Origin of the sequence: Rhodovulum bhavnagarense (assembly GCF_004343505.1) — a bacterium.
Classification (GTDB): domain Bacteria; phylum Pseudomonadota; class Alphaproteobacteria; order Rhodobacterales; family Rhodobacteraceae; genus Rhodovulum; species Rhodovulum bhavnagarense.
In genome coordinates this window covers 136,154-148,917 of sequence record NZ_SLXU01000003.1, presented here as the reverse complement: position 1 = coordinate 148,917, position 12,764 = coordinate 136,154, and the positions used below count along the sequence as shown (strand labels likewise).

At 65.3% G+C, this 12,764-nt stretch carries 13 protein-coding genes; 8 read left to right on the top strand and 5 right to left on the bottom strand.

Features of this window, described 5'->3' with window-relative positions; all coding sequences use genetic code 11:
• The first annotated feature begins 13 nt into the window (after positions 1-13).
• From EV663_RS05755 to EV663_RS05745, 3 genes are read left to right on the top strand one after another with little or no spacing between them, the layout of a single operon-like run.
• Entirely contained in the window at positions 14-460 is a 447-nt protein-coding gene (locus EV663_RS05755) for a GNAT family N-acetyltransferase (protein ID WP_243697880.1), read from the top strand.
• Between the two features lie 3 nt (positions 461-463).
• Positions 464-1,843, top strand: a complete 1,380-nt coding sequence (locus EV663_RS05750) for a DUF2927 domain-containing protein (RefSeq protein WP_132950834.1) — start codon at positions 464-466, stop codon at positions 1,841-1,843.
• A 19-nt stretch (positions 1,844-1,862) separates the two neighbouring features.
• Entirely contained in the window at positions 1,863-3,047 is a 1,185-nt protein-coding gene (locus EV663_RS05745; RefSeq protein ID WP_132950833.1) for a vWA domain-containing protein, read from the top strand.
• An 18-nt stretch (positions 3,048-3,065) separates the two neighbouring features.
• On the opposite strand, the gene EV663_RS05740 is transcribed toward EV663_RS05745, so the two are convergent.
• Positions 3,066-3,824: a lysozyme family protein gene (locus EV663_RS05740; protein ID WP_132950832.1), complete on the bottom strand. Its 759-nt coding sequence runs from the start codon at positions 3,822-3,824 to the stop codon at positions 3,066-3,068.
• Between the two features lie 125 nt (positions 3,825-3,949).
• Between EV663_RS05740 and EV663_RS05735 the strand changes: the two genes are divergently transcribed.
• The 5 genes from EV663_RS05735 to fdhD all read left to right on the top strand — a co-directional run bounded on the left by EV663_RS05735 (position 3,950) and on the right by fdhD (position 10,471).
• Entirely contained in the window at positions 3,950-4,645 is a 696-nt protein-coding gene (locus EV663_RS05735; protein WP_132950893.1) for a M48 family metalloprotease, read from the top strand.
• Positions 4,646-4,754: 109 nt separating this feature from the next.
• Positions 4,755-5,207, top strand: a complete 453-nt coding sequence (locus EV663_RS05730; protein ID WP_132950831.1) for a formate dehydrogenase subunit gamma — start codon at positions 4,755-4,757, stop codon at positions 5,205-5,207.
• The gene (locus EV663_RS05725; protein WP_132950830.1) at positions 5,204-6,718 is read left to right on the top strand and encodes a formate dehydrogenase beta subunit; all 1,515 of its coding nucleotides are present in this window, start codon (positions 5,204-5,206) and stop codon (positions 6,716-6,718) included. Before EV663_RS05730 ends, EV663_RS05725 begins: the two co-directional genes overlap by 4 nt.
• A gap of 49 nt (positions 6,719-6,767) precedes the next feature.
• Positions 6,768-9,650 carry a formate dehydrogenase subunit alpha gene (gene fdhF, locus EV663_RS05720; protein ID WP_132950829.1) on the top strand — a complete coding sequence of 961 codons (2,883 nt, stop codon included), beginning with the start codon at positions 6,768-6,770 and terminating at the stop codon, positions 9,648-9,650.
• Positions 9,647-10,471 (top strand): formate dehydrogenase accessory sulfurtransferase FdhD, encoded by an 825-nt coding sequence (fdhD, locus tag EV663_RS05715; protein WP_132950828.1) that lies wholly within the window; start codon positions 9,647-9,649, stop codon positions 10,469-10,471. The genes fdhF and fdhD overlap by 4 nt, the downstream gene beginning before the upstream one ends.
• 27 nt (positions 10,472-10,498) lie before the next feature.
• Here the strand turns inward: fdhD and EV663_RS05710 are convergent, their stop codons facing one another.
• Genes EV663_RS05710 through EV663_RS05695 form a run of 4 tightly spaced genes read right to left on the bottom strand, consistent with a single transcriptional unit; the run spans position 10,499 to position 12,763 of the window.
• Entirely contained in the window at positions 10,499-11,377 is an 879-nt protein-coding gene (locus tag EV663_RS05710) for an energy transducer TonB family protein (RefSeq protein WP_132950827.1), read from the bottom strand.
• Positions 11,374-11,751, bottom strand: a complete 378-nt coding sequence (locus tag EV663_RS05705) for an ExbD/TolR family protein (protein WP_132950826.1) — start codon at positions 11,749-11,751, stop codon at positions 11,374-11,376. The genes EV663_RS05710 and EV663_RS05705 overlap by 4 nt, the downstream gene beginning before the upstream one ends.
• A 4-nt stretch (positions 11,752-11,755) precedes the next feature.
• Complete coding sequence (locus tag EV663_RS05700) at positions 11,756-12,136, bottom strand: ExbD/TolR family protein (protein WP_132950825.1); 381 nt, start codon at positions 12,134-12,136, stop codon at positions 11,756-11,758.
• A gap of 3 nt (positions 12,137-12,139) precedes the next feature.
• Positions 12,140-12,763, bottom strand: a complete 624-nt coding sequence (locus tag EV663_RS05695; protein ID WP_243697879.1) for a MotA/TolQ/ExbB proton channel family protein — start codon at positions 12,761-12,763, stop codon at positions 12,140-12,142.
• Position 12,764 lies beyond the last annotated feature (1 nt).

Sequence of the window (12,764 nt, the reverse complement as noted above, 5' to 3'; positions counted from 1 at the left end):
GAGGCCCGTGCCCGTGAGCGATCCCATCATCCGCCCCCTGACGGCCGCAGACAGACCAGATTGGCATCGTCTGTGGACGGAGTACCTGAGCTTTTACGAGGCCTCGGTTCCACAATCGGTCTTTGAGACCACCTTTTCGCGGCTGTTGCCCGGCGGCGATCCCGAGATGGGATGCAGGCTGGCGGTCATGGGAGGGCGGCCTGTGGGGCTGGTGCATTTCATCTTTCACCGCCACTGCTGGAAACCAGAGGGTGTTTGCTATCTGCAAGACCTGTATGTCGATCCCACGCTGCGCGGCACGGGGATCGGGCGGGCCCTGGTCGAGGCGGTCTATGCCACCGCCGACGCGCGCGGTGTTGCCGGCGTCTACTGGATGACGCAATCGTTCAACGCGACCGCGCGCCAGCTTTATGATCGGATCGGACAGGTCACGCCGTTCATCAAATACGTGCGGAACTAGGCCATGCTGCGCGCAGCACTGATGTCCGTCCTATTGCTCGGGGCCTGCGGCGCGCAGATGTCCACCCCCCCGTCTCGCCTGCCGCAAGGGCCGGTCACCTTGCCGCCGATCATGACCTTTCCGCCAACGAGGGCCGATGCGCCGGAAAGGCCGAATACCCAGATCGCGCAGGATTTCCTGGATCTTGCCTTTCGCATGGAAAGCGGGCGCAGCTTGCCCGCGATGACCCGGTTCGACGAACCTGTATCGGTGCGCGTCACAGGGCAGGCCCCGCCCAGCCTTGGCCCCGATCTGTCCGTCCTGCTTGAGCGGCTGCGACGCGAGGCCGGCATCGACATCCGCCGCGTCGCCACGAACCAGGCCGCGCAGATCACCATCGAGGTTCTGCCACGGGACAGGTTGCAACGACTGGTCCCGCAAGCGGCCTGTTTCGTCGCGCCCCGCGTCACGAGTTGGGACGAGTACCGTCGCGCCCGCCGGTCCGATCGTGTGGAATGGGCAACACTGACCCAGCGGGATCAAGTGGCGATCTTTGTGCCGGGCGATGTAAGCCCGCAAGAATTGCGCGACTGCCTGCACGAGGAACTGGCGCAGGCGCTTGGTCCACTCAACGATCTTTACCGGCTGCCGGATTCGGTGTTCAACGATGATAATTTCCACACCGTCCTGACCGGTTTCGATATGCTCGTCCTGCGCGCCTATTACGCGCCCGAGCTGGAAAACGGGATGACCCGGGACGAGGTCGCCCAGCGCTTGCCCGCGCTTTTGGCCCGCCTCAACCCGGCGGGCGAAAGGATATCGCAACGCCCGCCCGTCGCACCCACCTCGCGCGACTGGATCGACGCGATCGAGACCGCGCTTGGCCCGCGCACCGCAGCCAGCCAGCGACGCCAGGCCGCCGACCGCGCGGTCGAGATCGCGCGCGCGAATGGCTGGTTGGATTCGCGCCTGGCCTTCAGCCTATTTGCAAAAGGACGCCTCACGCTTGCCAGCGAGGGCGACGCGGCGCTGCGCGCCTTCCTTGAGGCGGGCCAGATTTATGCCGCGCGGCCAGAAACGCGTGTACAACGTGCCCATGTCGCCATGCATCTGGCGGCTTTCGCGCTATCCTCGGGACAGCCCGATATCGTGCTTGAGTTCATCAATCGCAATCTTGCACCTACGGTCAACTCGCAGAACGCCGCGCTTTTATCCTCGATGTTGATGATCAAGGCCGAGGCGCTAGAGGCGCAGGGCCGCGCCAGCGAGGCGCGCGCGGTGCGCCGCGACGCGCTGGGATGGGCGCGCTACGGTTTCGGCTCTGAAACCGAAGTGCGCGCCCGGCTCTCAGAGATCGCCGCCCTGAATCCCGCCGCGCCCCCCCGGCTAGGCCCCTCATTCTGACCCTGCCCGATCGGACCCCATGTTCCTGCCTTTTTTCCAGACCCTGCGCGATGCCGGCATCCCCGTCTCCCTGCGCGAATACCTGAGTTTTCTCGATGGCGTGAAAGCCGGTCTCGTGACCTATGACGCGGAGGCATTCTATTTCCTCGCCCGGACTGTCCTGGTAAAGGACGAACGGCTTCTTGACCGTTTCGACCAAGCCTTCGCGCAAGCTTTTGGCGGATTGGAACAGATCGCACCGGGCGACGTGCTGGAAGCGCTGGATCTTCCCGAGGACTGGCTGCGCAAACTGGCCGAACGGCACTTGTCCGAGGAAGAGCGCGCGCAGATCGAATCCCTCGGCGGATTTGACAAGTTGATGGAGGCCCTCAAGGAGCGCCTGCGCGAACAGAAGGACCGCCACCAGGGCGGCAACAAGTGGATCGGCACCGCCGGCACCTCGCCCTTCGGCGCCTATGGCTACAACCCCGAGGGTGTGCGCATCGGGCAAACCGAAAGCCGCCATCGCCGCGCGGTCAAGGTCTGGGACCGGCGCGAGTTTCGCAATCTGGACGACACGGTGGAACTGGGCACGCGCAACATCAAGGTCGCGCTGAAACGGCTGCGCCGCTGGGCGCGGGAGGGCGTGCATCACGAGCTGGATCTCGACGGCACGATCCGCGCGACCGCGGATCACGGCTATCTTGACGTCAAGACCCGACCAGAGCGGCGCAACGCCGTCAAGATCCTGCTATTTCTGGATGTGGGCGGGTCGATGGACGACCACATCGCGGTGGTCGAGGAATTGTTCTCTGCCGCGCGGGCAGAGTTCAAGCACCTGCAATATTACTACTTCCACAATTGTCTTTACGAAGGCGTTTGGCGCGACAACAGCCGCCGCTGGAGCGAGGTCATACCGACCTGGGACGTGCTGCATACCTATGGCCCGGATTACAAGTGTATCTTCGTGGGCGATGCCAGCATGTCGCCCTACGAGATCGCCTTTGCCGGCGGCGCGAACGAACACTGGAATCCCGAGCCTGGACGCATCTGGCTGGAACGTGCCCGCGCGGCCTGGCCCGATAGCCTTTGGATCAACCCCGTTCCAGAAAAGTTCTGGGACTATACCCAGTCGATCGGCATGATCCGCGAGATTTTCGGGAACAGCATGGTGCCCATGACGCTGGAAGGGATCGAGCGCGGCATGAGAACGCTGAGCCGATAAGCGCGCCCCATGTGCCCCTCAGCCGGGAAAGATCCTGCCCATCTGCGTCTCGAATTGCGCCCAGGACATCGTTGCGCGGTTGCCTGCGAAGCCATGATAATGGGATTTTCCACCCGAATTCGGCAGCCCCGCCCAAACCCGTGCGAGGTTGTTCATGAATGCCCGGCGGGCCAACCGCCCGGCCAGAAGATCGCTCAGCCCCGCCTCGTCCAGCAGACGATCAGCCAAAGCGTCCTGAAGCGCGGGCGAAAACACCGCGCTTTGCGCGACGCCCAACTCGGCCACGAGGCGGCGCAGCGTCGAGGGAATGAACTGGTAACGGCCGATGGCATGGGGCTGGCCGGGGGTGGCACGAATCCAGGCATCGATCTCGGCAAGGGTCATGCGGGTGGGCGCACGCGGCGGACGCAGCCTTGCGCCATGCTGTACGGCGTCATAGCCTTTCGTCCCCGCCTCGGCTCGGGCGACCAGGTCGCGGATGCCGGCGGCGACCGCGTCGCGCGTTCCCGCCGCCCCCAGCCATGGCATTCCATCCGGCGGTGCGGTCGCCGCGCCGCGCCGCGCCATCGGCGCCAAGATCCCCGTCCCACCGATCCCTGCAAACAGGCTGGGGCCTGTGATCGAGGAGGATTCCGGACGCGCGGCGATCAGGGCCCCGCCCGCGCCCGAACCCAAGAAACCGCCGTCACCCAGCAACGACATCGCCCCCGCCGTCGCATCACGGGGCGGCACGGCAAGAACCACGACCAGCACCAGCGAGCGCAAACCGATCGACATCCCGAATTCCTTTCGTGTCCAGACTACCACCGGAGCCTGACAATCAAGGGTTCAGATTCGGTTTCACCCGCCGTTGCCTGGCGGTGTGGCTTGCCGTGGCCACCAACGCGCCCCATATGCGATCCATGCTCAAGCTGACCCCGATTCTGCTGGCCGTCCTTTACGCCCTTGCCATGTATCATTTCTCTGCATGGCGAACACGGCGCGAACTGGACGCGAGATCGACCGAGCTGGCAGATGCGCGGATCAAGGCGCTGACCGATCGCATGGCGCAGGCTCTGGACCTGCCTCGCATCCGCGTCGACATTTACGAGATCGCTCCGGTCAACGGACTGGCCGCGCCTGACGGGCGCATTTTCCTTACCCGCGGATTCTATGATCGCTATCGCGCGGGTGAGGTCACGGCCGAGGAACTGGCCAGCGTCATCGCGCATGAATTGGGGCATGTCGCACTGGGGCATACACGACGGCGGATGATCGACTTTTCCGGCCAGAACGCGCTGCGCACGGCGCTGGCGATGGTGCTGGCGCGGTTTCTGCCCGGTATCGGGGTATTCGTCGCGAATGCGCTCAGTCGTGTGCTGAGCGCGCGCCTGTCGCGGCAGGACGAATACGAGGCTGATGCCTATGCCGCCGCATTGCTGACCAAGGCCGGGATCGGCACGGGGCCGCAAAAGAAGCTTTTTGCCAAGCTCGAACGCCTGGCCGGCGCGCGCGGCGGCGTGGTTCCTGCCTGGTTGATGAGCCATCCCAGGACCGAGGACCGTGTCAGGGCGATAGAAATGCTCGAGGCACGTTGGCAGACCGTTTCCACGGACTGAGCCGCGCGCGCCCAAACAAGGTCGGTTTCCCCGCCTGCGGTGTCGCCTGTGGATTGATCGGCAGGGCGCTTGGTTGGCATACTGGCGTATGCATCTACCGGAGCCTCCCATGACCGACCCCGTCCCACGCGCCCGCCAGATTGCCGAGGCCCATCGCCATCTCGACGGCCCGGTTCTGCCGGTGCTGCACGCGGTTCAGGCGGAATTCGGCCATATCCCAGCCGAGACCTTGCCGGAAATCGCGCATGTGCTGGATCTGTCCCGCGCCGAATTGCATGGCGTCGTCACTTTCTATCCCGATTTCCGCACTGCTCCCGCCGGTCGATACCTCCTGCGGGTTTGCCGGGGCGAGGCATGCCAGGCGATGGGCGGCGCGGAACTTGGCGAGGCCCTGCGCCGCGCACTGTCGGTTGACTGGCACGAGACCACCGCCGATGGCGTGGTGACGCTGGAACCGGTCTATTGTCTTGGCCTTTGTTCCTGTGCGCCTGCGGCGACGATCAACGGCGTACCGCGCGGTCGGGCCGGGGCAGAGGCGCTTTTGGCGGAGCTGGAGAAATGACACTCACGCTATACCTTCCGCGCGACACGGCGGCGCTGGCCCTGGGGGCCGAGGCCGTTGCACTGCGTATTGAGCAAGAGGCAAGCCGCCGCGGGATCGGACTGAACCTGGTGCGGACCGGATCGCGCGGGATGGTCTGGCTCGAACCCTTGCTGGAAGTCTCGCGCGAAGGTGTTCGAACGGGCTTTGGGCCACTTGAAGAAGACGATGTAGGATTATTATTTGAAAACGATTTTACCGATCACCCCAAGGCCCTTGGAGCAATCGGGGACATTCCTTTTTTCGCCCGTCAGACACGCCTGACCTTTGCCCGATGCGGTGTGATCGACCCGCTGGACCTCGACGCCTATCGCGCCCATGGAGGCCTTTCAGGCCTGGCACGGGCACAAGCCATGACCCCAATGGAAATCGTCGAGGAAATCATCCAAAGCGGTTTGCGCGGACGCGGCGGTGCGGGATTTCCCGCCGGGATCAAGTGGCGCACCACGCTGGAAACCAACGCGCCGTCCAAGGTGATCGTGGCCAATGCAGACGAGGGTGACAGCGGCACCTTTGCCGATCGGATGCTGATGGAAGGCGATCCCTTTGCCCTTTTGGAGGGCATGACGATTGCGGGCCGCGCGGTCGGGGCCGATCGGGGCTTCATCTATCTCAGATCCGAATATACTAATGCAAACAGAATACTAAAAGATGCCATTAATGTATTTTCCGATCATGTGCTGACCGATATCGGCTTTTCGATAGAGCTGCGACTGGGCGCGGGGGCCTATGTCTGCGGCGAGGAAACCGCGTTGTTGAACTCGTTGGAGGGCAAGCGCGGCACGGTACGCCCCAAACCGCCCTTGCCCGCGATCGCCGGGTTCCTGGGGCGACCAACGGTGGTCAATAACGTGCTGACGCTTGCAGCCGTGCCACATATCCTTGCCGATGGCGCCCCTGGCTATGCCGCGCATGGCACGGTGCGCTCACGCGGGACAGTTGCGGTACAAATCGGCGGCAACGTGCGATATGGCGGGCTGTTCGAAACAGGATTTGGCATTTCGCTGGGTGAACTCGTCACCGATATCGGCGGCGGCACGGCCACTGGCCGCCCGATCAAGGCGGTTCAACTGGGCGGCCCGTTGGGGGCCTATTTTCCACCCGCGCTGTTTGACACGCGGCTCGACTACGAAGAATGCACGGCGGCGGGGGGACTGTTGGGGCATGCGGGCATCGTTGTCCATGACGATAGCGCCGACATGGCCCGGCTTGCCCGATTTGCGATGGAATTCTGCGCGGTCGAGAGCTGCGGCACATGCACACCCTGCCGCATCGGGGCGGTGCGCGGGATCGAAACAATTGACCGGATGATCGCGGGCGATCCGCAGGCCGCACCCCTGCTGGCCGATCTGTGCGAGGTGATGCGCGAGGGTTCACTTTGTGCGCTGGGGGGCTTTGCCCCCTACCCCGTCGAAAGCGCGTTGAAACATTTTCCCGCGGATTTCAACGGCCACAGGACAGCAGCAGAATGAGCGGGTCGCGCACAAGGATGGTCGAGCGACATACCAGAAAGGGCCGAAGATGAGAGATTTCATCCTTCCCGATCCTGATTTCGGCACCCCGGCCCGAGAAGCGGCGCACAGCGTGACGCTGACCATCGACGGCCATTCCGTAACGGTGCCCGAAGGCACCAGCGTAATGCGCGCCGCGGCCGAACTCGGGATCGACATTCCGAAACTCTGCGCCACTGACAACCTGGAGCCCATCGGGTCATGCCGGTTGTGCATGGTCGAAATCGAGGGGCGGCGCGGCATGCCGGCCTCTTGCACTACGCCGGCCATCCAAGGCATGCAGGTGCATACCCAGTCCGATACCCTGGCACGGCTGCGCCGTGGCGTGATGGAACTCTATATTTCTGACCACCCGCTGGATTGCCTGACCTGCGCGGCCAATGGCGACTGCCGCTTGCAGGACATGGCCGGCGCGGTGGGGTTGCGCGACATGCGCTATGACCCCGGCGCGAACCACTTCACCCCGCGCCAGAACGGCGAGGCCAACCCGCGCTACCGGTCGAGGGACGAAACCACACCTTATTTCACCTACGACCCGTCCAAATGTATCGCCTGCTATCGCTGCGTGCGCGCCTGCGACGAGGTACAGGGCACATTCGCGCTGACCGTCGAGGGGCGGGGGTTCGAAGCACGGATTTCAACCGGTGCGGCCGATTTCATGTCTTCGGACTGCGTGAGTTGCGGCGCCTGCATACAGGCTTGCCCGACGGAGGCCTTGCAGGAAAACACGGTCATCGCGCAGGGCACGCCCGATCGCGCGGTGGTGACGACCTGCGCCTATTGCGGGGTCGGCTGTTCCTTCAGGGCCGAGATGAAAGGCGATCGGCTGGTCCGCATGGTACCTTGGAAGGAAGGCAAGGCAAACCGCGGCCATTCCTGTGTCAAGGGACGGTTTGCCTGGGGATATGTTCATCATCCCGATCGCATCCTGACACCGATGATCCGCGAGCGGATCGATCAGCCCTGGCGAGAGGTCAATTGGGACGAGGCCCTCGGCTTTGCCGCTGCGCGCCTGAATGCGATCAAGGACACGCATGGCGTGGACGCCATTGGCGGAATTACCTCGTCGCGCTGCACGAACGAGGAAACATTCCTCGTGCAAAAGATGATCCGCACCGTGTTCGGAAACAATAACGTGGATACCTGCGCACGCGTTTGCCACGCGCCAACGGGCTATGGGCTAAAGACCACCTTGGGAACCTCGGCCGGGACGCAGGATTTCGACAGCGTGGAGCAGGCCGACGTGATCCTGGTGATCGGGGCCAACCCCACCGACGGACATCCGGTCTTTGCCTCACGCCTCAAGAAGCGGCTGCGGGCTGGGGCACGCCTGATCGTGGCCGATCCGCGCCGGATCGACCTGGTTCGCGGCCCGCATCTGCGCGCCACGCACCACTTGCCCCTGCGCCCCGGCACGAACGTGGCGCTTTTGACGGCGATGGCGCATGTGATCGTCACCGAGGGGCTGACTGACACGACTTTTATCGCCGAGCGCTGCGAGGCTGACGCCTATGCCGAGTGGGCCGCTTTCGTGGCACTGGACCACCTCGGGCCCGAGGCCACCGAGGGCGTGACCGGTGTACCGGCACAGCAGGTCCGCGCGGCCGCGCGCCTTTACGCAACCGGCGGGAACGCGGCGATCTATTACGGCCTCGGCGTGACCGAGCATTCGCAGGGCTCTACCACCGTGATGGCCATCGCCAACCTGGCGATGGCGACGGGCAATATCGGGCGTCCAGGCGTCGGCGTGAACCCGCTGCGTGGTCAAAACAACGTGCAGGGGGCTTGTGACATGGGATCTTTCCCGCACGAATTCCCCGGCTATCGCCATGTCGGGGACACCTCTACCCGAACGATGCTGGAATCCGCGTGGGGCGTGCCGTTATCGGCAGAGCCTGGGCTGCGCCTGCCGAACATGCTGGACGCGGCCTGCGATGGCAGTTTCCGAGGGATCTACATCCAGGGCGAGGACATCGCGCAATCGGACCCGAACACGGCCCATGTCACCGCGGCCTTGAAAGCGATGGACCTGGTCGTGGTCCACGATCTGTTCCTGAACGAAACCGCCAGCTATGCCCATGTATTCCTGCCCGGATCGAGCTTTCTCGAAAAGGACGGGACGTTCACCAATGCCGAACGCCGGATCAACCGCGTGCGCCGGGCGATGGCCCCCAGGGCCGGGCTGGCGGACTGGCAGGTGACGCAAGGGCTTGCCAACGCCATGGGGGCGGGCTGGACCTATGGCCATCCCGAAGAGATCATGGCCGAGATCGCCGCGGTCACGCCGGCCTTTGCAGGGGTCAGCTATGACCTGCTCGACCGTCAAGGCTCGGTCCAATGGCCCTGCAACGCAGCAGCCCCCGAGGGCACTCCCGTAATGCATGCGGATGGTTTCGTGCGTGGAAAGGGGCTGTTCGTGATCACCGATTACGTCGCGACCGAGGAACGAACGGGTCCACGCTTTCCGCTATTGCTGACGACAGGTCGTATCCTCAGCCAGTACAACGTGGGCGCCCAGACCCGGCGCACAGCCAACTGCGCATGGCACGGCGAGGACCGGCTGGAAATACACCCCCACGACGCCGAACAGCGCGGAATAGATGAGGCTGATCTGGTAAAACTGACCTCGCGCACGGGCGAAACGACGCTGCGGGCCACGCTCAGCGAAAGGGTGGCGCCGGGAGTTGTCTACACCACCTTTCATCATCCCGACACGCAGGCCAACGTGGTCACCACCGACAATGCCGACTGGGCGACAAGTTGCCCCGAATACAAGGTGACCGCGGTTCAGGTCGGCCTGGCCAATGGCCCCTCGGACTGGCAACGGCGGGCGGCACGCCAAGCCAAATGCGCCCGACGGATAGAAACGTCCCCAGATAGACCTATCCAATGACCCGGCCTGTTTTTCCTGCCCGCGCGCTTGTTCTTGCGGAGGATAACATGCGGCCGGCAGACAGGGTGCTGGCGCGCGAATGCGCCGTGGCCCTCAGTTTCGACGGCGCCACCCAGGCGGTAATGATGGCAAGCCCCGTCGCATTGGAGGATTTCGCACTTGGATTTGCGCTGAGCGAGGAAATCGTAGCGTCCCCCGACCAGATCACGGCGATCGAGCGCGTCGAGCACAATACCGGGATAGAGATGCGGATGTGGCTTGCCGCGCCCGTCGGTGCCCGGCTGGCCGCACGGCGCCGCGCGATGGTCGGGCCGGTGGGCTGCGGTCTGTGCGGGCTTGACAGCCTCGCGGCGGCAGAACGCCCCCTGCCCCCCCTGCCAGCCTGTGGCCTACGCGTGACACGGGCAGAGATCGTCCGCGCGATGTCCGATATGCGGGCGGTTCAAACCCTGCATTCGCAGACCGGAGGAACACATGCAGCCGGTTTCTGGACCCCGGGCAAAGGGCTTGGCACGCTGCGCGAGGATATCGGCCGGCACATCGCGCTGGACAAGTTGATCGGGGCGCGCGCGCGGGCGGGTGCGGACCTGTCGGGCGGGATCGTTGTGATGTCGAGCCGGCTGTCAATCGAATTGGTCCAAAAGGCGGTGCTGGCCCGCGCGCCCATTCTGGCGGCGGTTTCTGCCCCAACCGCGCGCGCGGTCGCGACGGCAGACGCGGCCGGTTTGACGCTGGTCGCCTGGGCGCGCGGAGAAAGGTGCGAGGTCTATACCCATCCTCACCGGATTGCCGGGACCACGGGGGGACGGGATGCAGTCTGAAATGCCGCCACGTCCCCGGCCCGGCCCCTAGCGGCGTTCATAGCGCAACGGCACCGCGAAGCTGTCGCGGGCACGGTCCAAGCCATCGGGGGCCTTTGGAAAAGGTGACGCGCGATGCACCGTGGCCAGCGCCGCACGATCCAGGGTCGCATCGCCCGCGCTGCGCAATAGGCGGGCCGACACGAGGTTGCCCTCGCGATCCACCACCAGTTCCACCAGTGCCACGCCTTGGGCCGTGGCGCCACGCGGATAGCGGTGATGACGGGTTACACGCCCCAGGATTTGCCCCCCCCATTCGGCGCGCAGCTGACCGCGCATGGCTGACGAAAGCGACGGCGCGGCAGCGGCGCGCGCGGCCTGGCCCGCCTGCGGGACGGCTTCTGTTCCCTTGGCCCGACGGGCCTGTTGCGGCTCGGAAGCAGGGGCGTTGCGCGTGACCGGCGGCGGGCTGGACCGAGATGCGATATCGGGCGCGTGATCGGGCCGGGACGGGCCATCAGCGTGCGGCGCCTCGCGGGGTCCGGGCAAAGACGCGTTACGCCGCGACACGGACGGTCGGGGCGGCATTTCAGCGACCGGGGGTACCTCGCCGAGTTCGGGGCGGGCGGGCCGTGCAGGTTCCCGTACCGGGGCGGCCATGCGTTCGGCATCGGGCAGGCGGGGCGCCTGTGCGGCCTGAGGACGATCCGGCACGGCGAGATCAGTCTGCGCAGCGGGCTGTCTTGCCCAGTCCCGCGCGAGCTCTGCCATCGAGTGAGGCGCGGCAGCCAGTGTGACCAGGTCCTCTCCCCCTGCGCCCCCGGCCCCCGGCGCACCGCCCATGGGACCGCTGGCAATCCCGAAGGCCGCGACGTGAATCCCGGCGGCCAGCGGGACGAACAGCGCGATATCCAGAAGACGCCTCACCGCGGCACCGTCACAAGTCGCACCGGGCCATGCCCCTGTGCCGTCAGCCGCGCCACGACCTTGGCCAGATGCGCGGCGGACGCACCGGCATCTGCACGCAGCAGAACCGCGCCCGTCCCGTTTGCCGACAACGCGGCATGAACTGCTTCGCCACGTTCCGCGCCATAGGCCAACACGCCCTCGGCCGAAAGGTAGAGCGTCGCACCCGCAACCGAAGTTCCCCCGCCCGCGCGCGGCGGGGTGGTAAGGAAAGGCTCGGGCGGGGTCAGGCGCGCTGTCATCAGGAAAAAGATCAGCAACAGGAAAACGACATTGATCATAGGCACGATCGCCTCGCCCCGCCTTGCCGATGTCTCGGTGCCAAAGTTCAGCATCGCCCTACTCCACCAGCATCACGCCGGAAAATCCTGCACGCCCCAAAGCCTCCAGCGCATCGACCAGGTCCTGGGTATCAGCCGGGGCTGCGGGACGCAGCAGGATCGGGTCGCCTGGCCTCTGGGTCAAGACGCGCAAGCGCTCTATCGCCTCGGCCATATCCATCTCTACCCCGTTCAGACGCACACCCGCCGCATCGATTTCGACAAGTCTCGGCGGGCCTGTCCATGCCTCGTCACCAGCGCTCGCGGCGACCAGTTCCAGCCCTGCCTGCGGGCCGAAACGCGCAGCCAGCATGAAAAAGACCAAAAGCAGGAATACCACGTCCACCATCGGCGTCAGGCTGGGACGGCGTGGGCGGCGTGACACGTCGAAGGCGAACATCGTTCATGCCTCCGTTGCGCGTGCAAGGAAAAGGCGGGTCGCAAGGTCCTCCATATCGGCGCGGGCACTATCGACGACTGCTTCCAGCCAGCTATGGGCGATGGCGGCAGGGATGGCGACGGCCATGCCCGCCGCGGTGGTCAAAAGCGCCTCCCAGATCCCGCCGGCCAGGTCGGACGGATCGGCCGCGGCCCCGGTCGACTCAAGCGCCTGGAACGCCTCGATCATACCCGTCACCGTGCCCAGAAGCCCAAGCAGCGGCGCGATTACCGTAATCAGTTCCAGCGCGCGCAGCCCGGTTCGGGCCTCGGCCAGCAGGCGGCGGGCGATGCGAGTGGTTTCCTCGCGCGCGGCCTGCTCGGACAAGCCCGACGCCAGCGCCGCGATCGCCGCACGCACCAACCGCGCACGCAGGCCGACGCGGCCGGATACCGTTTCGGCCGCGCGATCGCGTGCGCCTTCCTGCCAGAGTTGCACCGCGCGTTCGGCCCGCGCGCCCGCGAAGGCCCCCATGAGGATCAGCCGCCAGAGTTTCCACAGGATCAGCGCCAGCGTCAGCACCGACAGCGCCGCGATCACCCAGATCGCCGGTCCACCCTTGATCAGCATATCGCTCAAGGCCTGCATG